General features: G+C 59.5%; 22 protein-coding genes and 1 pseudogene. 10 read left to right on the forward strand and 13 right to left on the reverse strand.

Annotated elements, in window-relative coordinates:
- The first annotated feature begins 18 nt into the window (after positions 1–18).
- Positions 19–663 (forward strand): hypothetical protein, encoded by a 645-nt coding sequence (locus tag M5C71_RS08540; RefSeq protein WP_248767621.1) that lies wholly within the window; start codon positions 19–21, stop codon positions 661–663.
- Positions 664–810: 147 nt separating this feature from the next.
- Here M5C71_RS08540 and M5C71_RS08545 read toward each other — a convergent pair.
- Positions 811–1,975: pseudogene (locus tag M5C71_RS08545) on the reverse strand (DUF3596 domain-containing protein).
- A gap of 466 nt (positions 1,976–2,441) precedes the next feature.
- On the opposite strand from M5C71_RS08545, the gene M5C71_RS08550 reads away from it, so the two are divergent.
- Positions 2,442–2,705 (forward strand): DUF2442 domain-containing protein, encoded by a 264-nt coding sequence (locus M5C71_RS08550; RefSeq protein WP_248767622.1) that lies wholly within the window; start codon positions 2,442–2,444, stop codon positions 2,703–2,705.
- A gap of 497 nt (positions 2,706–3,202) precedes the next feature.
- On the opposite strand, the gene M5C71_RS08555 is transcribed toward M5C71_RS08550, so the two are convergent.
- The 3 genes from M5C71_RS08555 to M5C71_RS08565 all read right to left on the reverse strand — a co-directional run bounded on the left by M5C71_RS08555 (position 3,203) and on the right by M5C71_RS08565 (position 4,795).
- A complete protein-coding gene (locus tag M5C71_RS08555) occupies positions 3,203–3,832 on the reverse strand; it encodes a GNAT family N-acetyltransferase (RefSeq protein ID WP_248767623.1) in 630 nt (209 codons plus the stop codon).
- Positions 3,833–3,847: 15 nt separating this feature from the next.
- Positions 3,848–4,021 carry a hypothetical protein gene (locus M5C71_RS08560; RefSeq protein ID WP_248745672.1) on the reverse strand — a complete coding sequence of 58 codons (174 nt, stop codon included), beginning with the start codon at positions 4,019–4,021 and terminating at the stop codon, positions 3,848–3,850.
- A 306-nt stretch (positions 4,022–4,327) separates the two neighbouring features.
- Positions 4,328–4,795 (reverse strand): Bro-N domain-containing protein, encoded by a 468-nt coding sequence (locus M5C71_RS08565; protein WP_248767624.1) that lies wholly within the window; start codon positions 4,793–4,795, stop codon positions 4,328–4,330.
- Between the two features lie 868 nt (positions 4,796–5,663).
- On the opposite strand from M5C71_RS08565, the gene M5C71_RS08570 reads away from it, so the two are divergent.
- Positions 5,664–7,586 (forward strand): methyl-accepting chemotaxis protein, encoded by a 1,923-nt coding sequence (locus M5C71_RS08570; protein ID WP_248767625.1) that lies wholly within the window; start codon positions 5,664–5,666, stop codon positions 7,584–7,586.
- Positions 7,587–7,623: 37 nt separating this feature from the next.
- Here the strand turns inward: M5C71_RS08570 and M5C71_RS08575 are convergent, their stop codons facing one another.
- Positions 7,624–8,565, reverse strand: a complete 942-nt coding sequence (locus M5C71_RS08575; protein ID WP_248767626.1) for a diguanylate cyclase — start codon at positions 8,563–8,565, stop codon at positions 7,624–7,626.
- Positions 8,566–8,567: 2 nt separating this feature from the next.
- A complete protein-coding gene (locus tag M5C71_RS08580) occupies positions 8,568–12,626 on the reverse strand; it encodes a response regulator (protein ID WP_248767627.1) in 4,059 nt (1,352 codons plus the stop codon).
- 284 nt (positions 12,627–12,910) lie between these two features.
- On the opposite strand from M5C71_RS08580, the gene M5C71_RS08585 reads away from it, so the two are divergent.
- Positions 12,911–14,155, forward strand: coding sequence for an MFS transporter (locus M5C71_RS08585; protein ID WP_248767628.1), 1,245 nt, complete (start codon positions 12,911–12,913; stop codon positions 14,153–14,155).
- Here the strand turns inward: M5C71_RS08585 and M5C71_RS08590 are convergent.
- A complete protein-coding gene (locus M5C71_RS08590; protein WP_248767629.1) occupies positions 14,125–15,093 on the reverse strand; it encodes an alpha/beta hydrolase in 969 nt (322 codons plus the stop codon). The two genes, M5C71_RS08585 and M5C71_RS08590, sit on opposite strands and share 31 nt — an antisense overlap.
- Before the next feature lie 96 nt (positions 15,094–15,189).
- Positions 15,190–15,825: a LysE family translocator gene (locus M5C71_RS08595; protein WP_152737059.1), complete on the reverse strand. Its 636-nt coding sequence runs from the start codon at positions 15,823–15,825 to the stop codon at positions 15,190–15,192.
- 115 nt (positions 15,826–15,940) lie between these two features.
- Here M5C71_RS08595 and M5C71_RS08600 point away from each other — a divergent pair, with 115 nt between their 5' ends.
- On the forward strand, positions 15,941–16,858 hold the full coding sequence (locus M5C71_RS08600) for a LysR substrate-binding domain-containing protein (protein WP_248767630.1): 918 nt from the start codon (positions 15,941–15,943) through the stop codon (positions 16,856–16,858).
- A gap of 17 nt (positions 16,859–16,875) precedes the next feature.
- On the opposite strand, the gene M5C71_RS08605 is transcribed toward M5C71_RS08600, so the two are convergent.
- Positions 16,876–17,370 carry a DUF1543 domain-containing protein gene (locus tag M5C71_RS08605; RefSeq protein WP_248767631.1) on the reverse strand — a complete coding sequence of 165 codons (495 nt, stop codon included), beginning with the start codon at positions 17,368–17,370 and terminating at the stop codon, positions 16,876–16,878.
- A gap of 286 nt (positions 17,371–17,656) precedes the next feature.
- Here M5C71_RS08605 and M5C71_RS08610 point away from each other — a divergent pair, with 286 nt between their 5' ends.
- Positions 17,657–18,175 (forward strand): DUF4142 domain-containing protein, encoded by a 519-nt coding sequence (locus tag M5C71_RS08610; protein ID WP_248767632.1) that lies wholly within the window; start codon positions 17,657–17,659, stop codon positions 18,173–18,175.
- Between the two features lie 224 nt (positions 18,176–18,399).
- Complete coding sequence (locus M5C71_RS08615) at positions 18,400–18,681, forward strand: DUF1652 domain-containing protein (RefSeq protein WP_177101601.1); 282 nt, start codon at positions 18,400–18,402, stop codon at positions 18,679–18,681.
- Between the two features lie 54 nt (positions 18,682–18,735).
- Here the strand turns inward: M5C71_RS08615 and M5C71_RS08620 are convergent, their stop codons facing one another.
- Both M5C71_RS08620 and M5C71_RS08625 read right to left on the reverse strand, forming a co-directional pair.
- Positions 18,736–19,104: a hypothetical protein gene (locus M5C71_RS08620; RefSeq protein WP_248745661.1), complete on the reverse strand. Its 369-nt coding sequence runs from the start codon at positions 19,102–19,104 to the stop codon at positions 18,736–18,738.
- A 100-nt stretch (positions 19,105–19,204) separates the two neighbouring features.
- Entirely contained in the window at positions 19,205–19,504 is a 300-nt protein-coding gene (locus tag M5C71_RS08625) for a DUF6388 family protein (RefSeq protein WP_103497325.1), read from the reverse strand.
- Positions 19,505–19,660: 156 nt separating this feature from the next.
- Here M5C71_RS08625 and M5C71_RS08630 point away from each other — a divergent pair, with 156 nt between their 5' ends.
- Positions 19,661–20,362: an HAD-IA family hydrolase gene (locus M5C71_RS08630; protein WP_103497324.1), complete on the forward strand. Its 702-nt coding sequence runs from the start codon at positions 19,661–19,663 to the stop codon at positions 20,360–20,362.
- 12 nt (positions 20,363–20,374) lie between these two features.
- On the opposite strand, the gene M5C71_RS08635 is transcribed toward M5C71_RS08630, so the two are convergent.
- Positions 20,375–21,577 carry an MFS transporter gene (locus M5C71_RS08635; RefSeq protein ID WP_248767633.1) on the reverse strand — a complete coding sequence of 401 codons (1,203 nt, stop codon included), beginning with the start codon at positions 21,575–21,577 and terminating at the stop codon, positions 20,375–20,377.
- A 105-nt stretch (positions 21,578–21,682) separates the two neighbouring features.
- Here M5C71_RS08635 and M5C71_RS08640 point away from each other — a divergent pair, with 105 nt between their 5' ends.
- Positions 21,683–22,576 carry a LysR family transcriptional regulator gene (locus M5C71_RS08640; RefSeq protein WP_152737054.1) on the forward strand — a complete coding sequence of 298 codons (894 nt, stop codon included), beginning with the start codon at positions 21,683–21,685 and terminating at the stop codon, positions 22,574–22,576.
- On the opposite strand, the gene M5C71_RS08645 is transcribed toward M5C71_RS08640, so the two are convergent.
- Positions 22,566–23,312, reverse strand: coding sequence for a 3-oxoacyl-ACP reductase family protein (locus M5C71_RS08645; protein WP_103497321.1), 747 nt, complete (start codon positions 23,310–23,312; stop codon positions 22,566–22,568). The two genes, M5C71_RS08640 and M5C71_RS08645, sit on opposite strands and share 11 nt — an antisense overlap.
- Positions 23,313–23,450: 138 nt before the next feature.
- On the opposite strand from M5C71_RS08645, the gene M5C71_RS08650 reads away from it, so the two are divergent.
- Positions 23,451–24,401 (forward strand): LysR family transcriptional regulator, encoded by a 951-nt coding sequence (locus tag M5C71_RS08650; protein WP_103497320.1) that lies wholly within the window; start codon positions 23,451–23,453, stop codon positions 24,399–24,401.
- Positions 24,402–24,460: the final 59 nt, after the last annotated feature.

Below are 24,460 nucleotides of genomic sequence, written 5' to 3' on the forward strand. Positions count from 1 at the left end.
CCATTCAGGAGTGAAGTTATGAAAAAAGGGTTAAGGGCTATACGTTTTATTGGCGGAAGTATGGTCTTGGTATTACTTATGTACGTACTTTTTGATCGGTTCGGCGGGTACCTATCCAAAGCCGAAGCACCCGCATGGGTTCAGGCTATTGGCGCGCTATTTGCCTTAGTGGTTGCTATCTTAGTGCCACGCTTTCAGGTCAAGAAAGCTCTATCAGAAAAGCGCAAGGCGATTTTGGCTGTTGCTGAAGCCGCCTATGCGCATGCGTGCAATATACGTAAAGTTATCGCTGAGACGGATTTTAGTGAAGGACATGTTGATCCTCGTATATATGATGTTTATCACAAGGTCATAATCGATGGCATAGTAAAGGCCCTTCAAGGGGTTCCTATGCATGAACTTGGCTCAACAAATGGGGTCCTCGCCATGCTTAGCCTGACCGATCAGATGGTGTTTCTTGGTACAGCGGTCGAAGCTATTCTCTCGGGCCCAACCCAGCACCCGGAACTTGCCAAGACGCTGGAAGCAATCGAACCAGCTGAGCGGAAAATGTATCGAGAGCAACATACAAGATGCTTTGAAGTTTTAGCGCAAAACGTCAGAACACACTTGAACAGAATTTATAAAGACTACGAGCTCCTGGTCAAATCGGTAAAGCCGTGATGCGATATCGTTCACGTAGCTGGCTGCGCATAACGCCTTATATGTGAAAAGGCCCTCACGCTTTGTCTAAGCTTGGGGGCCTTTTCATTGATCCACGGAGACCAGCACTCCATGGACTGGTATACCGACCCTCCGCAGGTTGGTTTGCTATAGCTTTAACGCTAACTGCAGCATCCCCACTACATCTGGCCCATCCTCATTGATCCACGTCCCGTAATGCTGGCGGATCATGTTCCCGTTGGTATGCCCCATCTGCTCGGCTATCCAGTCGATCGACGCCACACCGGTGGTGAGCAATTGACTGGCGTACGTATGTCGGCACTGGCCAGGCCCACGGTAACGAACCCCGGCCGCGAGCAAGTGAGCCTTGAAGAACCTGTCCCGTACCACGAAGTCGTTGACGTGTGGCAGACCGCTTTTGGTGTTCAGGAAGACAAAGTGCAGTTTGTGTTGGCGCACCGTCTTGTTGTCCCGCTCGACGATATCAACGGTTTCCGCTTTCCTTTTCCGATTCAACGCATCGATCTTCTGCAGTGCGTCCCAGGCGGGTGCGAGTAGTCGGACCCTGCGCGTCGATCGCCGGGTTTTCGTCACCCTGTACGCCCCGCGCACCTTGGACCTGCGAAAGGTCACTGTGCCTTGCTCCAGGTCTACATCCTCCCAGGCCAGGGCGATGGTCTCGGATACCCGGGGGCCGGCCCAAATCATGAACTGAACCATCAACAGCTCTTGCGTACGGCTGGTCGGTGTTTCGAGGATCTGTTTGATTTCCGCCCTAGTGAACGGGTCCGGCGCCTCGGGATCTGGCAGACGCACCATCAAACCCTCGGTTGGGTCGTGCGCGACTTTCATCCTGGTGCGATACAGCCGGAACACTTGCCGCACGTTGCTGATGATGTCGCGGATGGTCTTGTTTTTGAGCGTTTTAGACAGGGTGCCCTGAATCCATTCTTGCAGGTCCAGGTGATCGATCTTATTGATCTGTACCTTCCCCCAGCGCGGCCGCACATGGACCTCTGCTTTGTTTACGTAGCCTCGATAGCTCGACGCCGCCACGCTGTTGGCCTTGATTTTTAACCACAGGTCCAGGTAGTGGCCGAAGGTGCTTTCGACCAGCTTGGCCGAGTTGGGGAAGTGCCGCGCGTAATCAAACGTGCCGGTCTGGATCTCGTATTCGATGATGTCGACCAGGCGCCTTGCCTGGGCCACGATGGCCGGTGTGTTGCCCCCCCGGGATTGATTCCCGGCACTTTTCCCCGTTGTGTTGAAAATAGATTCTCACGGAATTCCCGCGAGCTTCGACCCCACTCATATAAACCCCTAACACTGTGCTCGTGTATCGACAGTCTGACGATCGGAAACAAAAAGGCCCGTTTCCGGGCCAAGTATCTGGAAGCGCATCTTCTGGTGGACGCGGCTTACCGCTTAGGCTCGTGGTTGCGCAGATGGGCGTTATGCAACTGGCGCCGCCGGCTGCATTTCAGATGATTGCCCTGGGCGCGCCACTTGCCGCATTGGTCGCAAATGCTGGTGTAGTCCCTGCAAAGGTCAGTAAAACGCAAAGGTGGTGGTGTGGCTGGAGTGGTATCCCCTCGCTTGATCACGTGCGTTCCAATTTTCAGGAACGCCACCGGAAAGAGATAATTTAGTACTTTGTGGGTGAGGGGATCGCTGAAAGCTCCGTATTCACTGGGTTTTTCAGCTGCCCTGTTGTGGGCAAGAGCTAACACCGCTGAGCTATAGCGTGCGTGGAGCGAGCAGAACCGGAGGACTTAAAAATGATCAGCAAGTTTCGTATCACAGCTGTGCATCCTGTCGCTGGCAAACTGGCTTTGGCTGTCGACTGGAGCAACGGCAAGCGCCATACCATTGACTTGGTGGCGCATATTCGTGCATTCCCTGTACTCAAACCTCTGGAAGATCTTGCGTTGTTTGAAAAAGCCGAGGTGGGAAAATGGGGCTTTGATGTGAACTGGGGGGACGATCTTGAACTGCCAGCTATGACCTTGCATCGACTGGCGCTTGAACAAGCGGGTGAGTAACGTTAGCGAAGGATTTCAAGCGTTGGCTCGTCAACAACAACCTTCGCTATCTGCGGCGGCGGTGGCGCTGGGGTTTACACTCCAGACCATCACAGGGTTCCGCGCTGATTCCCAAGCATTTGGGGCTGGCGTGCCGAGGCTGGAAATATGAACATAAGACTCGGGTTTGTAGCTGCTAGCTGATTGTGGCACTTGCCCGACTGGTGGCGTCGGTGTTCTACGGACGCAAGAACTCCAGCAACCAAGGGCAGCAGCGAATATCACTTGTGGCATACAGGCGCAGGCAATTCATTTTCAGTGCCCCAACTTGAAAGCCACTTCTCGACTTCACCAGTCGTCGTGTGCAGGTCGTTGGCTTGAAACACTGCCCATGCCTTCAGCGTGTCCTGTCGGAACGCTTCACGTTTTCCTCGTGCTCAACGTACTGCGCGATAGCATCGTGCATGTCTGCTGTACCTCTCGCAACCCACCTGTTTTACGATGGATAGGCAACGGCGTTATACGATGGCCTTGCGCTGGACGGCTTCTGTTTGTTTTTTTGCTGACAGGGGCTCATCTGGCCCAGGACCTTGATCCAGTACAAGCTTATTCAGGTCCAGGAACATAACCGGCTCTTTGCGAGCTCGATTTTCCTCGGTGTCCAGAAGCGTTAGGCCCACCTTTTCGTAGAACGAGACTGATTTTGCCTTGGAGTCAGTGACCAGGAACCTGCACCCGACATGCTGGGCGACGAAGTCTGCCGCCATGGCAATGGCAAACTCCATCAGTACCGTGCCTATTTTTTTACCCGCATATTCAGCATGGCTTGCAAGCCGAGCGATCTTCAGTGCTGGCATGGACGAATAGCGATTGGCGTGCTCGCAGTCATCCAGGGCATAGGTGTCATGCAGCTCAATTTCGCTGCAGGTCAGAGTTACATATCCAATCACCCGGGGCCGCGCTTTAGGATCGGCAGGAGGTAGCGCCGCCACATAGGTGACGGCTACGTTCGCCGCCTGATATTCCATGGCGTTACCTTGGATGAACGACTTCAGGGGGCGCAGATCTTCGTCTGGGCCTATAGAGAATTTGTTCGGTTGGTGAAGCGGATCAAGCTTTTCTATGAAGTAATCAAGACCTGGCTGCATCGGCGTTTACTCAGGTCAGCGAGCGCGTGCAGCTTGGCTACTGAAAACCTGGTTCAGGAGAGTACGGCCGCGTGCATACGAGGCTTTGGCTTGTGCGTTGGGCTTGTCTTCACGCATGTGTTGAACAAAACGCACAGCGTCGTTATCACTCAGCTCAACGCGGCTGAAGGTGTCACTTTTGATTGCCATTGGCATTTCCTTGCAGCAGTCATCGCTGCTTTGTCATCTTTTGGCATCGTAATGATGATGTCAACTGACTGTTGAATTAAGGTCTGAACGGTATTCAGGTGCGAGGCGGCCCTGGGATCTCTGATCCAATCCTGTTGCACCGTCACCCATCCCTCTCGCTAGCTAAACCCGTCACCCCGACGCGGGTCATCAAGGGACAACTCGACCCCTAGCACCCCATGCTAGTGCGCTATCTCAAAAGGCTGCTTTTTTGAGTGAGCCGCACCATCATTTTTCTGTGGTGATGCGGCTTAGTTTCCGGGTCGGTTAGACCGGCATTTTTTCCGTCGGCTGTATTAGCCCTGGCATATCTCGCCACCTGACCCACGCCTCGTTCTGCCAATGCAGCAGACTGACCGCATGACCTGCCCAGTGTAGCGAACTAAGGCTAGGACCTTGATCGGGGATGCTTGTCTGGATATTTCTCAATGCAGGAATGACTTCATGCGTCAGCCATTGCCGCAGACTCTGGTTTTCCGGGATGTGATGGTGAACCATCAAGGCGTAGACGCCCGACTCACTGACCATCAGGGTTTCCTGGATTTTTCCGTGGTAGTTCAGCCAGAGCACGCGGCGCTGATCGCTGTCGAGCTTGCGAGCCAGGCGCTCGTCCAGTGGGCGGCCCATCAGGCGACCAAGGTCGGTCAGGCTGAACCAGGCTTGTGATTCCAGTATCAGTGCATGGATAAAACGGTTATGGCGGGTGAAACGAGTGGGTTCGAAGTGCTCGGTCATGATGTAACTCTCGTATAAGCGGTGTTGATACCGCCACCCGAACGCCAATTCGGGTGGGCGGAGCCGTGCGGGTTGGCGTGCCGGATACGAGAACCGGTGCATCCGAAGATGCCCACGCACAGCTCCACCCATAACGGGGGAGCTATGCTGCGGACACAAAAAAACCGCTGTAAGCGGTTATCTAGGGCCGCCTCGTATTCACAGGACGCCAATCCTGTATCGCTGAATGTGCAGCGATGAATGAACCTTAACGCCTGATGCATAACTGGGCAAGAGGGGAAATGGAGCTGGATTCTGTAAGAAAAGGCGTTGTTTTGATTGGGGGACAGATCAACAGGTTCAGGTCCAGTCATGGACGAGCCTTTAAAGCTCTCACCACGCACTCTCCGCTGGTCAGCAGCGATGCCAGGGTGTGCTGTGCCATATGCTGGACGAGGGGGAGTTGCAGGAGCGCAATGGCCTGTAGCCAACCGGCGGACTCGCTGACTGACTCCGGGATCCCTGATTCGCGTGAAACCTTTTTGGTGATAGTGGCCTAGCGCTATCATCCGGCTCCGGTTCTGAGTATCCTGAGCAAAAGCCCCTATCCCAGCGGGGCTTGCCTTGCTCTCGATCTATCCAAGAGCGGTTTCCGAGAACCCCGAATAACTCGCCTCAGCCATTCCATCCGTATGGATATGTCGAGGAAAGTAACGGCTGTTCTTATTGCCATCAAACAGCTGTGGATAACATCGAGAAAAAACCAATAAAAACGTTCCTTCGAAGCCATATCGCGCCTGTACCTGCCATGGAAAGATCACCGGTGGTCCCCGGGGACAGCTCTCTGTTGCCCCGAAAACCAAAAACCGCATGCATTGTGGAGGATTGAATGAACAAATGGTTCGGCAATATCAGCGTCAACCTCAAGCTGGCCCTGGGCTTCGGCCTGGTACTGGCACTGACCACTGTCCTTGCCCTGACCAGCTGGACCAGCCTGGACAAGTTGATCTGGCGCAGTGATCGGATGGGCGATATCACCTTGTTAAATACCTTGCTGAACAAGGTGCGCGTGGCTCGCCTGCAGTACATGCTGAGCAATGGCGATGAAGCAGCGGCACAGAACGTGCAGTCCGCCCTGGACGCATTCAGTGCCCAGGATCAAAAACTGACCCAGACGTTCAAGAACCCGGATTTTGTGAAACTGCTTGGAGAACAGGCAGTCATTATCGGCAAATTCCAGCAGTCCCTGAATAAAATGCATGACGCCTATCGCGCCCGCAACAGTGCCCGACAAACCTTCAGTGATAACGGCGCGGCGGCCTTGAAACTGATCGATGCGGTCAGTAGTGGCGTGCTGCAAATGCCTCCAGGCGACGCAGAGCGTATCGAACGCTTCCAGGCCGTCGCCCAGACCAGGGAGCAGTTCCTGCTCAGCCGTTTCGAAGTACGCGGTTACATTGCCGGGGCTAACGCGGATACCGAGCAGAAGGCCATCAACCAATTAAATGGAGCCATTGGCAGCCTGAAACAGCTTGGCGAACATTTCGGCTCGCCCCTGCCGGATGCATTGCGCCAGCTGGAAACCGCCCTGGGCAATTACCGAACCGCCTTTCTGGGCTACAAAACGGCCAATGATGTCGTTACCCAGACGGGCAAGGAACTGGCCGACCAAGTGGTGGAGATATCGGCTCGCAGCGAGGCCCTTTACCAGGGGCAGGTGGACAGCCGCGATAGCGAGGTCAGCCAGACGCGCATGATGCAATTGGGCAGCACCCTGTTGAGCTTGCTGTTCGGCATCCTGGCCGCGGTCATCATCACCCGCCAGATTACCCGACCGATCCGCGAAACCCTCGGCGTCGTCGAGCGCATTGCCGGTGGCGACCTCACTCACAACCAGGTGGTCACTCGCCGTGATGAACTGGGCACGCTGCAACAAGGCATCCAGCTCATGGGCGAGACCCTGCGCAACCTGATCAGCGGTATTCGCGATGGTGTCACGCAGATCGCCAGTGCCGCCGAGGAACTGTCGGCCGTGACCGAACAGACCAGCGTCGGGGTTAACAGTCAGAAGGTCGAGACCGATCAGGTCGCCACCGCCATGCACGAAATGAGCACCACCGTGCAGGCTGTCGCGCGCAACGCCGAACAAGCCTCGCAAGCCGCCGCGGATGCCGACGGCCAGGCCCGTGAAGGTGACAAGGTGGTTGCCGAGGCCATCGCGCAGATCGAGCGCCTGGCGGCGGAAGTGCTGCGCTCCACCGAGGCCATGACCCTCCTGCAGCAGGAAAGCAACAAGATCGGTAGCGTCATGGATGTGATCAAGGCCGTGGCCGAGCAGACCAACCTGTTGGCGCTCAATGCCGCCATCGAAGCCGCCCGTGCCGGTGAGGCCGGTCGTGGTTTTGCCGTGGTCGCCGACGAAGTTCGCAGCCTGGCCCAGCGCACCCAGAAGTCTACCGAGGAAATCGAAGGCCTGGTCGCCGGCTTGCAGAGCGGTACCCAGCAGGTGGCCAACGTCATGAGCAACAGCCGTAGCCTGACCGATAACAGCGTTGCGCTGACGCGCAAGGCCGGTGTCTCACTGGGAAATATCACCCGCACAGTGTCTGACATCCAGTCGATGAACCAGCAGATCGCCGCCTCCGCCGAGCAACAAAGCACCGTGGCCGACGAGATCAGTCGCAGCATCATCAACGTACGCGACATTTCCGAGCAGACCGCCGCCGCCAGCGACGAAACCGCCGCCTCCAGCGTCGAGCTGGCACGCTTGGGCAATCAGTTGCAGATGATGGTCAGCCATTTCAAGGTCTGACGGAGCAAGGTGGCGCGGGTGACCGAAAGGCCGCCCGTCACTCATCTCCAGCCGCACAAACCCGTGCCCGGCCGCCACGCTTCGCCTCATAAAGCTGCACATCCGCCGCCGCCAACAGCGCCTCCGGACCGCCGCCGAGGCAGGGCAGCAGCGTCGCCACCCCCGAGGAAGCCGTGATCACGCGAGCAACCTCCGAGTCGAGATGCTCGGTATTCAGCGCCCGAATACGCCCCAGCATGCTCTCGGCGATCCTGACCGCGTCTTCACGTTTCGTTTTTGGCAGAATGCAGGCGAACTCCTCGCCGCCATACCTCGCCACCTTGTCATGGGGACGCCGGAGCGACTCGCAAAGCGTCTTGGCGACCAACTTCAGGCAGCTGTCCCCACTCTGATGGCCATAGCGGTCGTTGTAACGCTTGAAGTAGTCGATATCCAGCAAGATAAGGGAGATGGGCACCTTGTCGCGCAAGCACTGGCGCCAGTTGGTGAGCAAGTCGTCGTCGAACTTGCGTCGATTGCCCACACCGGTCAAGCCATCCAGAAAGGCGTGCGCACGCAACAAGTCACCCTGCAATTTCAAGGTCAGGTGAGTTTGGACCCGGGCGCGGACGATCACCGAGTTGATGGGTTTTACAATAAAGTCGACCGCCCCGAGCCCCAGTGCAATGACTTCATCCGCGGCCTGGTTCTGCGCGGTTATGAAGATGATCGGTATCGTGCTCGTCAGCGGATCGGCCTTGAGTCGGCGGCACACCTCGTGGCCATCGATATCCTCCATCACCACGTCGAGCAGAATCAGGTCCGGCAACTCGGCCTGGCATATTTTCAGCGCCTGCTCGCCGTTGGCCGCCATGAAGATGTCGCACTGTGCGGAAAACAGCTCGTACAGCACCCGGATATTGCTGGGCTGATCGTCCGCAATCAGAATCTTGGGACGTCGGTTTGTGTGAAGTAGCCAATCTTCGAGAGTTTGCTCCATGGTCAGGCTTGCTCCAGCATTTCATAGGCACTCAGTGCTGCGGCCGTAAAGTCCAATGCCCTGACCTGTTTGATAAACGGATTGAATCGGGCCAGTCGTTCCGCCGGCGTTTGGGCAAGAAGTGCTTCCGCCGCCGCAATGGCTTGCAGGTTCGAAGCATTCAGCAGCGTGAGTATTTCGTTTAAATGCAGCCGCCATTCAGTCAAAGGCAACGCCTCTCCAGCCGGCTCAACCGGACCCGCGGGCTCGGCGAACGCTACGGTCAATTGCTCAAGGCTGGCCTGCATCAATTGCCGCAGTTCAGCACTGCAGCCATTGACCAGAGGATCGTCGGCTGCCGATGCCGCGCCAGCGTTCAGCGCCTGCTCAAGCTGGCCGGCTCTTCTTGAAAGCGCGAGGGCACCCATGGTGCCGGCGCTGCCCTTGATGGCATGCAATACACTGGCGGCGCCCACCCGGTTTTTTTGCGCTATCTGCTCGTCCAGGTTCTGGAGTTGCTTTTCCGTCTCGGCACCAAAGATCTTCAGGACACTGCGTATCAGGTTCAGGTTTCCATCCAGCCGCTTGACGATCGAAGCAGGGTCTTCAATAAGTTCGTCTTGTTCCATGACCGGATCATTTGCGACAGGGCGCGCGACTGGCGCCGGGGGCTCTTTTCCATCCAGTTGTGCCCGCAGCACCGAAACCAGATGCTCGATATCGATCGGTTTGCCGACATGCCCGTTCATCCCCGCCTGCAAACAGGCCTGCCGATCGGAAGAGGACGCATTGGCGGTAATCGCAATGATGGGCAGCGTGGTAAAGCGGGGGTTGGCGCGAATTCTCCGGGTCGCTTCGTAGCCATCGATGTCAGGCATCTGCACATCCATCAGCACGGCATCGAAGGACGTGTTCCCCGTTATCACGCAGTTGACCCCCTCAAAACCGCCTTCGGCCAATTGCACGGAGGCGCCCTCCGATTTCAGCAGCTCCTCGATGACCTGACGGTTCAAGGCGTTGTCTTCCACCACCAGGAAGTTGAGACCCGCAAGACGCCTTGAAGGTTTGTGCTCAAGCGCTGGAGTCTCAGTCGGTGTGTCGATGCCTTGCAACGCCCGCAAAATGACCTCGGTCAGCTGTCGGGGCGTCACGGGCTTGGTAATGAACCCGGCAAAAGGGGCATCGCCGCGATCATGGCTCTCGGCGAGGACTTCGCGCCCATAGGCGGTGATCATGACGACCACGGGCGGCGGTAGCCGTCCTTTCAGTTCGCGAATCAACTTGGCCGCGCTCATGCCATTCAGATCCGGCATCCGCCAATCCATCAGGACCACGTCATAACGCTCTCCCTCATGGAGGGCCTTGCTTATCTTGTTCACGGCCTCGACACCCGAGGAGACGAGGTCGGCCTGCCATTCCAGGGCGGCCACCGTGCGCATCAGCAACTCGGCGGCAATCGGGTTGTCGTCGACCACCAGCACCCGCATTGAATGGTTGGCGGGGAGGGTCCTTGTCGTTGCGCCTGCGTCCACCTTCAGCCAGACATCGAACCAGAACCGGCTGCCCACATCAGGGCGGCTTTCCACCAGCAGATCGCCCCCCATCAGTTTGACCAGGCGCTTGCAGATGACCAGGCCGAGACCCGAGCCGCCGAAGCGGCGTGAGGTCGAGGCTTCGGCCTGATTGAAACCTTCAAAGATATGTTCTATCTGTTCGGGGCTCATGCCGATGCCGCTGTCCGTTACGGCAATTCGGACCTGGACCTTGGAGGCCGTGCGCTCCAGGAGCTCAAGGCTGACGATGACCTGTCCTTTCAAGGTGAATTTGAGGGCGTTGCCGGCGAGATTGATCAAGACCTGCTGCAAGCGCAGGCTGTCGCCGATCAGGCCACTGGGGAGGGCCGGATCGATATCGAACAACACTTCGATATCCTTCTGGCCCTGGTTGCCGGCCAATACGACACCCAGGTCCTGCATCAAGGGTTCGAAGTCGAATGGATGCGGATCCAGCTGGAGCTTGCCCGCCTCGATCTTCGAATAATCGAGAATGTCATTGAGCAGCCCAAGCAGCGACTGGGCGGCTGTCTGGGCCTTGCTCACATAGTCGCGCTGACGCAGGTTCAGCGGCGTGAACTGCACCAGATGCAACATCCCCAATACGGCGTTCATGGGCGTGCGGATTTCATGGCTCATGTTCGCCAGGAAGGATGATTTGGCTGCGCTCGCCGCATCGGCCTGCTCCTTGGCATGGCGCAGGCTCACTTCCATTTCATGTTGGGCCGTCACGTCATGATTGATCCCGGTCATGAGGGTCGGTGTACCGCTGGCATCACGTTCGACCCGGACGCGGGTTTCCAGGTAGCGCACTCGCCCGTCGGGCAGGACGATCCGGAACGATGGCAGGCGCTGTTCGCGATCATCGATCACCGCGTTGAGTGCGGCGATAACGATCTCCAGGTCATCCGGGTGAAAACGCGAGCGCCAATGTTCGAAGTTCAGGCCATTCTCGACCAGCGCCTGTGAGTAGCCATAGATCTCGAACATACGATCATTCCAATGCAGCGTACCGTCGCACAGGTTCCATGACCAAATGCCGAGCTCGGCGATATCGGCGGCCAACAGGAGGTGGTCACGGGTGGCGGCAAGATCGCTGCGGTGTTTCTTCTGTTCGGTGATATCGGTCATGACACAGACGAAGCAGCGTTCGTCGGTACCTTTCATTGCACTGGTGGAGGCGTAGAGTGGAAAGGTCGACCCGTCCTTGCGCAAGCCGGACAATTCCACGCTGCTACCGGTTTCAGTGAAGCTCTGCTGTGAGAATTCTGCGGTATAAGCGTTGTACGCCGCGAGGTGAGATTCCGGGACAAGCGTCCTGATATTGCGCCCGAGTATTTCCTCTGTGTCGTAGCCGAACGCCCGTTGGCCGGCTGGGTTGAGTGATCGTACCTTGCCCGCGCCATCGACCGTGATAATCGGGTTGGCGGCTGTCTCCAGGATCGCCCGGGTGGTTTCCAGGCTCGCGGCCAGCTCTTTTTCGGTTTTGCTTTGCAGGTTCACCTGGCGAATCAGGCGCAGGCCGAAAATGATCAGCACGCAGACCAGCAACCCCACTCCCGCGGCATGCCACAGCGTATCCGACCACCAGGAGGCGAGGTTTTCATCCTTCGAGAGGGCCGCGGCGACGAACAGCGGATAGTCATTCAGGCTGCGATAGCTATTCAGGCGGACCACGCCGTCCTGAGCCGAGGCAATGGAAAAGGTACCGCCTTGCGGTTGTAGCTTGTGCTCCTGGAAAAGCCGGGTAGTGGTCACGTCTGCGCCGATCAGGCGTTCTTCGAATGGACGCCGGACGGCCATGACGCCTGAGTCAAATTCCAGGGCAACGGCCCCTTCCTGCCCGATCTCGAGGCGATTATAAAACTGCGAGAAAAAATCAATATCGATCGTGGCGGCGGCGATACCGGCAAAGCTGCCGTCTGGATCGTCAATGCGTCGCGACACCGGAATCGTCCACTTTCCCGTAGAGCGGCTGCGCAGCGGAGGCCATATCCGTACGCCTCGATCAGGGTGATTTTGATGAAAGATGAAATACTCACGATCAGAGTTGTTGTAGCTGCGCAAAGGCCCGGGTAACGAACTGACCAGCAACTCGCCATTGCGGTCGAACAGATAGAGGCCATCGAGTTGCGAGAGTTCGCTGAGCCGCGAGACAAAGAGCTGGTGCAAGCGCTCCAGTGCTGGTGCGGTGGTGCCGTCGCGTTGGACACGCTCGACAACTCCGCTCAGTACCAGGTCGGCTTCCTTGAACGTGTCGTCGGCATGTTGAGCCATCGCGCGGGAAAGGTTCGCGGTGGCGGTTGTCACTTCGCCCAGTTGCACCGAGCGAGCGGTAAAACTGCGCCAGATATCGGAGCCAACGAGCACTGTGCACATGATGACAATGAGCAGCGTCATTCGGGATGTGAGCGAAAACCGGTATGCCACGTTTGCCTTCCCGAGAAGTAGTGGAACAACTATTGATACGGCAGTCTGGATTAAACCTGATGGTGCGGCAACTTGTCCTTGGGAAGAAATGATGCCCATCCGAGCGACCTTGTCCCAAGCCTAGACATGCTGTTACTGAATGTATCGTCGTGCGGCAAAAGAATTCCGAACGCGACGGCCGAAAAAAGCCGACCGGGTCTGTGGTTTTATATTTTTTATATAAAATTCAATGTATTACGTTTTTTATGGGTTTTTGATACGCGCGGATACAGGTTGGCTGTAAAGTTGCATGTTCATGTATATACAAGAGCGTGCGGCAGCCATGATCGGATCTGAAATGGATGTTGCGCTTAACCATAAGCAGGATCCGAGAGCGGACTGTGATGAAAACCAAGGTATTCCCGGGATGGTACGTCGTGTTCGCGGCGCATGTGTTGCTGGCCCTTATCTTTGGCGGTGCCTACTCCTTCGGGGCGTTCCTCTCACAGATCCAGTCCAACTTCGAGGTGGGACGTTTTTCCGTGGCCTCGGTGTTTTCGCTGACGGCCCTGATCTATTACTCGGTCGGGGTCTTCTCCGGTTCTCTGGCCGATCGCATCTCGGCCCGGGTCGTGATCGGCCTTGGCATCATCCTGCTGGCGCTGGGTTTTTTCCTCAGCAGCCTGGCCTCTGACTCTTTGCAGTGGTTCCTGGTGTGCTTCTGTGTGCTGGTCGGATTGGGTGTCGGTCTGGTGTATGTGCCGACGGTGACGGCGGTGCAGCGCTGGTTCGTGAAGAACCGCAGCCAGGCTTCGGGTATTGCGCTGGCGGGCACCGGGGTCGGGACCTTTGTCGGCCCCTCGGTCGCCGGATTGCTGATGCAGTATTTCTCCTGGGAGTCGACCCTGCAGATCTTTGCCGCGGCCATTCTGGTGGTCGGTCTGCCGGTGGCTTCGCTGGTCAGGAGTCATCCACAGGAGCTGGGACTTTTTCCGGATGGTCTCGTGCCTTCTTCCTCGAGCCCCCAGCATCATGTGGCCGCCAACGGCATGGGCTTGGCCGAAGCCGCGAGAACGGCGCGATTCTGGTGGTATTTCGGGGCGATTTTCTTTGGCTCGGTCGGTCTGTTTCTCGCGCTGGTACACATCAATCCCTACGCGCGCCAGTTTGGTATTTCCGCTACCCAAGCCAATTTGCTGATCGGCCTTATCGGCGTCGGCAACGTCGCCGGCCGCTTGTTCCTGGGCAGCCTCGGTGACCGGATGGGCGCACGGCGTTTGCTGATGCTGCTGACCTTCGCGCTGGTGCTGCTCAATCTGCTGTGGCTCGGTGCCCATTCCTTCACCACGCTGGCGCTGTTCGCCGCGTGTTTCGGCGTGGCCAATGGGGGCTGCATTTCCCTCTACCCGGCGGTGGCGGCCAACTGGTTCGGCACGGCGAACCTGGGCGCCATTCTGGGTGCCCTGTACATGTCCGTCGGGGTCGCTGCCCTGATCGGCGGGAGTGTCGCGGGGCTGCTGTTTGACCTTTATCAGAGCTACGTGGCTTCGATTCTGCTGGGAGCGCTTTGTGCGCTGCTGTCGGTGCTATTTATCCTGATTGCCAGTCGCCCGTTGTCTCAGCTCGCTGTTCCGGCCCCTTCGGCATAAACCCGCCCAAGAAACCCGAGCATTGCCGCATTCACGGCCTCGGCTTTCTCACTCTGTATCCAGTGCCCGCAATCCTCGATCAGTTGCTGTTCGAGTTGCGGCACCAGCCCCGGCATGCGTTTGATGGTGTGGGCTTCCAGCGCACCCACCGGGTCGCGATCGCCGATCAGGAACAATGTCGGCTGCCGGACCTGCAAACCTGCCAGAAACTCCGTGCGCTGCCAGTTGCGTTCGAAGTTGCGATACCAGTTAAGCGCGCCACGAAAGCCCTGGCCGGCAAAGGTCTGCCGGTAGATTTCGTAATCCGCGGGCGCGCACCAATCGGGTAACTCCGTGGCCACTGCCACGTCGTCAAACAAACGTGCATCGACGGCCTTGGTTTGCAGGAAGACCTCGGTGTCGCCCATAAACGCCCGCAAGCTCCGGTCGATATCCACATCGAGTTCTTGTTCGGCGACCCCGGGTTCCTGGAAATAGAGGATGTAGTTGAAGCGATCGGCATAGTGCTCGCGCATCAGTTCGGTCGCCGGGCGCTTGGGGCGTCCGCCAAAAGGCACCGACAAGGTGACCAGCGCCTTGACCCGCTGCGGCTCCAGTAACGCCAGGTGCCAGGCCACCGGCGCGCCCCAGTCGTGGCCGACGATGCAGGCTTGCGTGTGCCCGAAGGCATCCATGGCGGCCTGGATATCGGCGCAGAGTGTCAGCAGGTCGTACGCGTTCACATCGGCGGGGGCACTGCTGCGCCCGTAGCCGCGCATCTCCGGGACAAACACCCGATAACCCGCCTGCACCAGCGCCGGCACCTGGTTACGCCAGGAATGCCAGCATTCCGGGAAGCCGTGGAGAAGCCACACCGGCCGGCCGTCAAGCGGCCCCGCCACATGCACGCTCAGTTCGATCCCATTGACCGACAAGATCTGTTGTTCGAATTCGCTCATCCGCCGCACTCCCTGACCCAGGTAAAAGACCCTAGCAGAACGGCGGCGCGCTGCTAATCATCATTCATTGACCGAATCATGACTAAAACACGCCATTCAATTCAGGCTTGAGAGCAGCGCGCGGGCGGCGTACAGCACTCCGAATATCGCCATCATCAGCAGCAGGATGCCGGAAGCGAAGGTGATCTTGGCCTTGTGCCGGACCGCAAAGGCCTGGCGGGCGAGCAGGATATAGAAGGTCATGGCCGCCAGGTCGATCACCGCCCAGAGCACCGCGAGCAACGCCACGCTATGGCCGAAGGACGGCGTGACCTGGATGAATTGGGGGAAGAAGGAGACGAAAAAGATGATCTCCTTGGGATTGGAAATACCCACCAGGAAGCCATTGACGAAACCGGTGCGCCGCTCGCTCCTGTTGGCTTGCACACCGTCGTCGACAGCTGTCGAGAGGGCTTCCTGAAGGCTCTTTACTCCCAGGTAACCGATAAACAGACAGCCGCTCAGGCTGACGACATTGATCAATTGCAGGTTGAGCGAAAGGCCGCCGCTTAAAATCAGCGCCGCCAGCAGCGCCAGTACCAGCGACGCCCCATTGGTGCCGAGCATCGTCAGCAGCGCCCGGCCACTGCCGGCCCCCAGGCTGGTGTTGACCAGCAGCGCGACCACCGGGCCGGGTGTCACGATCAGCAGGGAAATGCTCAGCAGGTAAAGCAGTAGCAACGAGAGGTTCATAGAGGAGCGCCTGCGCGGGAGAATCGAGTCCGGCAAGCCTGAGGGAGTGCCGCGGGTTTGAAAAATGGATAAATCTGTGCCTCACTATGATTATTAATCATAGTGAGGCGAGCCCATGGCCGAACGTATCCCACCGCTCTATGCCCTGCGTGCTTTCGAGGTGGCGGCCCGGTCCTCTTCGTTTACCCGCGCCGCCGAGGAACTGTCGCTGACCCAGAGCGCCATCAGTCGACATATTCGCAATCTGGAGGCGCTGTTCGGCTGTCATCTGTTCGAGCGCAATGGCCCGAAGCTGCAATTGACCGAAGCCGGGCAACGCCTGGCCCATGGCTTGAAAACCGGGTTCAAGGTGATCGAGGAGGCCTGCCTGCCTTTTCGCGCCAATGCCGAGCAGCTACGGCTGAAGGCGCCGTCGAGCCTGACCATGCGCTGGCTGTTGCAGTCGCTGGAAAACCTCAAGCAGGTGAACCCTGACTTGCCGGTGCAACTGTCCAGCGTGTGGATGGATATCGACACCGTCGACCTCCACACCGAACCCTATGACTGTGCAATTCTGCTCGGTGACGGGCGTTTTGGTGCCCAGGTCGAGTGCTGCAAGCTCTTCGATGAGTGGCTGATTCCGATCTGTTCGAGCCAGCTTCTGGGGGCCGGACCCTGGAGTCTCGACACCCTGGAGCAGCACGAACTGATTCACTCGTCCACGGACCGGCGCGACTGGCGGCGCTGGTTGGCGGGTATGGGATGGGAAGGGCGGGCGAGGGTGGAGCGTGGCAAGCTGTTCAGTACCCTGGACCAGGGGATCTCGGCCGCCATGCGCGGGCACGGCGTTTCGATCGGTGACCTGTACCTGATCCTCGAAGATGTCCGTGGCGGTTTGCTCGGGCTGCCGTTCAGGACTGCCGTCGGCTCGGGCGAGGCTTACTACCTGGTCTGGCTGAAAAGCAGCCTGCGCAAGGAACGCATTCTGGCCTTTCGCGATTTCCTGTTGGGCGACGTGCCCGAAATGGATCTGCCGGGCATCGAGTTTCGTTGATCGGGACCAGGTGATGCTCAGGGCAGGACGATATAGTCATTACCCTGCACAATGCCGCGATTCGGCGCCTGCACCAGCTCGATATAACGCCCGCCGACCAGGTCGATGGGCAGGCAGTCGTCGATATCCAGCAGGGCATCGGTGTGCGCCTGCTCCCAGCCTGCCAGCATCTGCCGCATGCCCAGGCGCTTGGCCTCGGCCTTGTCGCGGGCCACCACCAGCAGGTAATGATGCGCTTCGCCAAAGGCCCGGGCTTCGTAGCCGCCCAGGTTGATAAAGTACAGGCGCGGTGAGTCGGGGGCGGGCGCCAGGTTGCTCAGTTCGACCTTCCAACCGTCGACGCCGTCGACCTGCATCCAGGCATCGATATGCAGGCCGGCGGGGCTGCCGAACCACTCCTGGCGCAGTTGCGGATAGGTGGCCTCCAGGTTGTCGGCCAGTACAAAGGCCACATCGTGCACTTCTATTTTCGCCCGGGGATGTTTTCCGCCGAGCATGACCACCCAAAGCATGCCTGTTCCTTTCTGTCAGCCGCCGAGCGCAGATGAAAAATGTTTCATAATTCGCTTGCCAAGCAGCGTCTATAGTAATCGCGCTCGTTCAAAAGCTTCCCTTGCCCGCCCTCCCGCGGGCTTTTTTTTGCCTGGGAATTGAGCGGGTCATGGGGGCGCAAGCCTGCAGGATACCTGCTGTGCCGATCACCGTTCGTCAGTCCCGCGGTTTTTTTCTAAACCTTGCCCGCCCGATTATTTCCAATCCTTCAGCCCACCTGTTTTTTTAAAGTGCTGGAGAACGCCCATGAGCCGGAAGCCCCCCCTGTTACGTCTCACCTCTCTTGTCCTGCTGCTGGGCGCGAGCCTCGCCGGGCCGGTCAATGCCGGTACCCCCGCGCAGTTCATCGATACGGCCTCGGCGTCCGGGATCGCCGAGATCGAGACCAGCCGCCTGGCGATCCAGAAAACCACGTCCACGGACATCAACAGCTTTGCCGTGGAAATGATCAAGGACCACACCGACGCCAACCGCGACCTGAAGGCCATCGCCGCCCATCACGACCTGCCCATGGCTCCGGAGGCGGAAATCCTCGACCGGGCGCGCAAGCTGATGTTGCAGGTGCAGGAAGGTGAATCCTTCGATATCGCCTATGTGGCCAACCAGATCAAGGCCCATGAGGACGCGATCCAGCTGTTCAAGGATGAAGCTGAACATTCCGCGTCCCCGGAGTTGAAGGCCTTCGCCATACAGACCCTGCCCAAGTTGCAGATGCATCTGGACATGGCGAGGAAGTTGGAAATGAGCCATCACAAGGGCAATTGAGCGAGTGCCCTGGGCGCTGTCGGAATGATGGAGTCGGTGTAAGAGATGGCGTACGTAAGGAAAAGTGATCGGTGCTGACGACTAAGTGGCGTCAAATAGCTACGATGTCTGCCAGGGCCTCTATCGAAGGCCGGCGCCAGAAGCGCGAGGCTCCTGGTGCCGACAAGAACCCACGGATTGCCTTGCGCGGTTGCTTTTCCATCACTCTATAGGGACGTATTGATGTGATTTCCATTCTTGAACTGCGCAACATCATTGAACTCGGCTTTTTACCCCTTCGTTGCCAATGCACGGTGAGCCATGACAGCTCGCTGACGGTGAAGGTCTTCGACCCGGATTCGGGTAGGGTGGATTTGCTGGTGACGGGGATTTCCACGGTCCGCTTGACCAGTGCCAGGGCCATTTCCAACCTCGTGGGCGAATTGCGTTCCGAACTGGTGGCCAATCAACAGGCGTTCTTCATTGGAGGGGGACAACTGGCGAGGCAAATACCCGCCAAGCTCTAGGCGCCTGTCAGAAGGGCCGGCTCAAGGACTTGAACCGGCCCTTCTCACTTCAGGTCATTTCTGTGGGGAACCGCTGCCGAGACCTGGAAGCTTGTTTTCGGTGCCGCCGGAACTGCGGGAGCCACCGGGGTTGCTGCGGGCTTCATCACCCACGGGGCCGTTGCCGTCGGTGTTCATGCCGCCTTGACGCCCGGGATCATTACCCTGGGTTCGAGGGTCGATACCGCTTTCGGTACCAGGTGGTGTGGCACCGTTGTTGATCACCGGATTGTTGCCAGGGTTGATGCCGCCCGGTGCCAGGGGCGGCTGCGGGCTCTCGAGCGGATCGGTCGGGCCGGTGCCGGGCTGGGCCGCGAAGCTGGTCATGGAAAGGGAGGACAGCAGTGCGGCCAAGGCCAGCTTGGCAAGGGGGGACGGATTCATGGCGAGTTTCCTTGTCGATAAAGAGTCCTTACCTGATATTGGTCCCCAGCCATGGGCTCAAGTGCCGTTGCTGCGACGAACGGTCCCCGTTTGCAACCACTCAGTCTTCGCTGATCTCGTTGAACGAGCAATACTCGTCCCAATCCATGCCCAGGGCCTCGGCCACTTCGCGGTGGACTTCCAGGCGCATGGCCTTGAGCTCCTCAGGGGTTTCAGCCACCAGTTGCAAGGTCAGTTCCCAGGGTTCGAGCCCCTGGTTTTCGGCTTCGTCCTCGAAGGCCCACTGGAACTGTTGCTGCTGTTCCTTCGGGCTCAGGTCGCGGGTTTCTTCGCGCAGGTGCGGGTGGGCGTCGAGGAACCTGGCAAGGGCGACCTCGGTTCTGGATTCTTTGGCAATCATGCTGGCGTCTCTGTCGGATGGCCGGGCGGCAAGCCGTCGGCGGGCCCGTGGGCCTGGAAAATACTGCGGCCATGCTAGCGGCTTCACTCTCGGATGGAAAGAATCGCCCGGCTCTGCGACGCTAGCAGGCTTTCAACCCTGTATACGGCGGATGCGATGACCGCAGCACTCTCTACCCCGGGCCCGGTAAAGGCCGTGATTTTCGATATGGACGGTTTGCTGCTCGACACCGAGGGCATCTATTCCGAAGTGACGCAGCTTATCGTCGGTCGCTACGGCCGGACCTTCGGCTGGGATCACAAACAGCACATCATCGGTCGTGGTGCCGGCGACCTGGCCCGTTACGTGGTCGAGGCGATGGAGTTGCCGATCAGCCCCCAGGAGTTCCTGGAGGTGCGCGAGCCGCTGATGCGCGAGCGTTTCCCCAAGGCCGGTTCCATGTCCGGCGCCGAGGCGCTGGTGCGGCATCTGTCGGCCCACGGGATTCCGATTGCGGTGGGCACCAGTTCTTCGCGGGGCTCGTTCGAGTTGAAGACCACCCTGCACCGGGAATGGTTTGCGCTGTTCGATACCATTGTCACCGCCGACGACCCCGAAGTCGGCGAAGCCAAGCCGGCGCCGGATATTTTCCTGCTGGCGGCCAAGCGCCTGGGAGTGGCGGCCGAGGACTGCCTGGTGTTCGAGGACTCGCCGTTTGGCGTGACGGCGGCCAAGGCGGCGGGCATGTATGCGGTGGCGGTGCCCGATCCGGCGATGGCGGCGGAGAAATACCACCATGCGGATCGGATCGTGCAGTCGCTCAAGCATTTCCCGCTGGCGCCGGTCGGGCTACCGACGATTGACTGGGACCTTGTCTGACGGCGTGGTCTTTCAGGCAGCGGACACCGACAGTCCGCTGCGGCGCTGCATCACCACCCAGATGCCCAGCGCCAGGGCGGAAATCAAGCCGCCGGCGGTGACGATGCCGTTCCAGCCATAGGGTCCGTACAACTGCGCCCCGAGCAGCGAGCCCAGCGCGCCGCCGATGAAATAGCAGGTGATATAACCGGCATTCAGACGGTTGCGCGCTTGGGGGCGGATCTTGAACACGGCGTTCTGGTTGCTGACGTGAATCAGCTGCACGGCAAAGTCCAGCACCAGCACGCCGATCAGCAGCGCCGCCAGTGAATGTCCGGCAAAGCCCAGCGGCAGCCATGACAACAGCAACGCCAGCAGGCCCAGGGTGGTGGCGAACTCGCCCTTGCCCCGATCGGCCATGCGCCCGCCGAGGTTCGCCGCCATGGCACCGACGGCACCGGCCAGGCCGAACAGGCCGATCACCCCATCCGAATAGCCATAGGGCGGGCTCGCCAGCAGGAAGGCCAGGGGCGTCCAGAACAACGCGAACAGGCAGAAGGTCAGCAGGCCCATGACGGCGCGCAGCCGCAGCACCGGCTCCTCGACGAACAGGCGAAACACAGAGCCGAGCAAGGCCGGGTAACTCAGTCCCGCATGCTGGTGGTTTTCCGGCAGGGCACGCAGCAGGGCGAAGGCACAGATAAACATCAGGCCGGCCGCCAGCAGGTAGATGCTGCGCCAGTCGCCAATGTCGGACAGCAGGCCCGCCGCCGTGCGCGCCAGGAGAATGCCCAGCAACAAGCCGCTCATCAGCGTGCCGACCACCCGCCCGCGCTGTTCCGGCGCGGTCAGGCTGGCGGCCATCGGCACCAGCACCTGGGCCACCACCGAGAACAGGCCGGCCAGCGCGGTGCCGAACAGCAGCCAGGGCAGGCTTGGCGAGAACGCGCTGATCAACAGGCCGAGGGCACTGAGCAGGGTCATGATGAAAATCAGCCGGCGTTGTTCGAACAGGTCCCCCAGCGGCACCAGCAGCAACAGCCCGGCGCCGTAACTCAGTTGGGCGGTGATGACGATGGTGCCGGCGGTACCGGTGCTCAGGCCCAGGTGCTGGGCGATGGTGTGCAGCAGCGGCTGGGCGTAGTAGTTACTGGCAACCGCGAGGCCGGTGGCAATCGACATCAGCAGGATCAGGGCAGAACTCAAAGGTTTGTGTACAGCGTTGGTGTCGGACATTGGCTGTCTCGTTATGGGAATTCGATGCACGAATTATCTGGAATGTCCTAGCATGACACCAATGCATTGTTTTCATTCTATCCATCTTGAAACGAGATACAGCCGATGAACCTCAAGCAGATCGAGTACGCCCTGGCGGTGGCGGATGAGGGCAGCTTCACCCGTGCGGCCGAGCGCTGCCATGTGGTGCAGTCGGCCCTCAGTCATCAGATCGCCCGTCTGGAAGAGGATCTGGGCGCGGCGCTGTTCGAGCGCAGTTCGCGCAAGGTGCGCCTGACCGCGGCCGGCGAGGCCTTTGTCCGCAGCGCCCGACCGGCGCTGGAGGCGACCCGGCGGATTGTCGCCGAAGTGGCGGCGGCTTCAGGGGAAGTGCGCGGCAGCCTGTCCATCGGAAAGATTTCGTCCCTGACCGAAGTCGACCTGGTGGGCTTGCTCGCGCGTTTCCACGGACTTTATCCACAGGTGGATATCCACCTGAATATGAGCAAGAGCGAGTCGCTGATGCTCGATGTGCGCGAACGGCGGCTGGACCTGGCGTTTGTCGGTTTATGGCCGGGGGAAAAGATCGAGGGCCTGGCGCAGCGGCTGCTGGCGGAGGAGGAGTTGGTGGCGGTGCTGCCGCTGGGGCATCCGCTGACCCGCTTCGAGCGTCTGCCGCTGGCGGAGTTGGAGAACCAGCCGCTGGTGGATTTCCAGGCCGGCACGGCGGGGCGCCGGCAGACCGATGAGGCCTTTGCCGCGGCGGGCTTGCGCCATCGGGTGCAGTTCGAGGCGGGCAATGTGATGCTGGTGGGGGAGTTCGTACGCCGGGGGTTGGCGTTGGGCCTGGTGCCGAAGAAAATCGCCGAGGGCTTCGAAGGGGTGGTGACGCTGCCGGTGTCCGACGCGCCGTCGCGGTACCTGTACGCGGTGTGGTCGCATACGCCGACGCCTGCGGCCGCAGCATTTCTGCTGTTGCTGGAGCAGGCGTTGGCACTGCAACCGCGTGTTACGCGCTGAACCCGCCATCGATGGTCAGGCTGGCCCCGGTGATATAGCCGGCTTCCGGCCCTGCCAGATAGGCGACGAAGCTGGCGATCTCCTCGACCCGGCCATAACGGCCACCGGCCATGAGGCTGATCAGGCTGCCGGCGAAATCACTGTCGGCCGGGTTCATATCGGTGTCCACCGGGCCGGGCTGCACATTGTTGACGGTGATGCCCCGTGGCCCGAGATCCCGTGCCAGGCCCTTGGTCAGGCCCACCAGCGCGGACTTGCTCATGGCGTACGCGGCGCCGCCGGCGAACGGCATGCGTTCGGCGTTGGTGCTGCCGATATTGATCACCCGACCGCCTTCGCCCATATGCCGGGCGGCTTCCTGGGTGGCAATAAAGACACTGCGCACGTTGACTGCCAGGGTCCGGTCGAAATCTTCCAGCTTGAACTCGTCAAGTGGTCCCATGGCCAGCACGCCGGCATTGTTGACCAGGATGTCGATTCGGCCAAAGGCTTCGACGGTGCTGCTGACCGCATGGCGAATGGCGACGGCATCGGCACTGTCGGCCTTGATCGCCAGGGCCTTGCCGCCGTCGGCGATCACGCTGTCCTGCAATTCCCTGGCCTTGGCGTCGGAACTGACGTAGGTGAAGGCTACTGTTGCGCCCTGGGCCGCCAGGCGCTTGACGATGGCGGCACCGATGCCGCGCGAGCCACCTTGGATCAAAGCTACTTTGCCAGTCAGATTGTGTTCGGTCATGTCGTTCTCCAAAGTTCAAGGCCGTGGAAGGGTGGGGAGGTGGCCTTGTTGTTGGAGCCGAGTATCGACCTCGGATTGCTGACTGTGTAGACGGTAATTGCTACAGTCTGTGTAAACTAAAAGTTTATAGTGGTGAGCATGGAAACCTTCAGCAGCCTCGAATGTTTTGTCCGCAGCGCCGAAGTCGGCAGCTTTGCCGAGGCGGCGCGGCGCCTGAGCCTGACTCCGGCGGCGGTTGGTAAAAGTGTCGCCAAGCTGGAGGCGCGGCTGGGGGTACGGCTGTTCCAGCGCAGCACCCGCAGCCTGAGCCTGACCGAAGCCGGCCAAGTGTTCCTCGGTGAGGTCAGTGCCAGCCTGCAGACGATCCAGAATGCCGTCGCCAATCTGGCCAGTGCCGAAGGCCGTCCGGCCGGTACCCTCAAGGTCAGCGTCGGCACGGTGTTCGGGCGTCTTTATGTGGTGCCGCTGCTCGGCGAGTTCCTGCGGCGTTTTCCGGATATCCGCCCGGACTGGCATTTTGATAACCGCCAGGTGGATCTGATCGGCCAGGGTTTCGACGCGGCCATCGGTGGCGGTTTCGAACTGCCCCAGGGGGTGGTGGCGCGAAAGCTGACGGTGGCCCATCGGGTGCTGGTGGCGTCGGCGGATTACCTGGCACGCCAGCCTGGGGTCAGCACCCCCGAGGATCTGCGCGGCTGCGACGGCATCCTGATCCGTTCGCCGCAGACCGGGCGGGTGCGTTCCTGGCAATTGACCGCGCGCAACGGCGAGCATCAACCGCTGAACCTGAGCCCGCGCATGACCATGAGCGATTCGGAAGCCGCCTGTGCCGTGGCGGCCCAGGGCCTGGGCGTGGCGCTGGTGAGCATGCCGTTCGCGGTGCCCTGGTTGCAGGCCGGGACCTTGCAGCGGGTGCTGCCCGACTGGTACGTCGACGACGGCCATATCTCGATCTACTACGCCGAACACAAATTGCTTCCGGGCAAGACCCGGGCCTTTGTCGACTTCATCCGCGAGCAGTTCGCCGAGCAGCAGTTGGCCAGCCGCTTCGATGCCCTGTTTGACAAGGAGTCCCCTGTCGCCGGATAGTCTGGACGCCTGCCCAAGCACTGCTTTTCTCTCATCGATCCAATAATAAATAAATCGGA

This window comes from Pseudomonas sp. MWU12-2345, from assembly GCF_023242385.1.
GTDB classification, from domain to species: domain Bacteria; phylum Pseudomonadota; class Gammaproteobacteria; order Pseudomonadales; family Pseudomonadaceae; genus Aquipseudomonas; species Aquipseudomonas gingeri_D.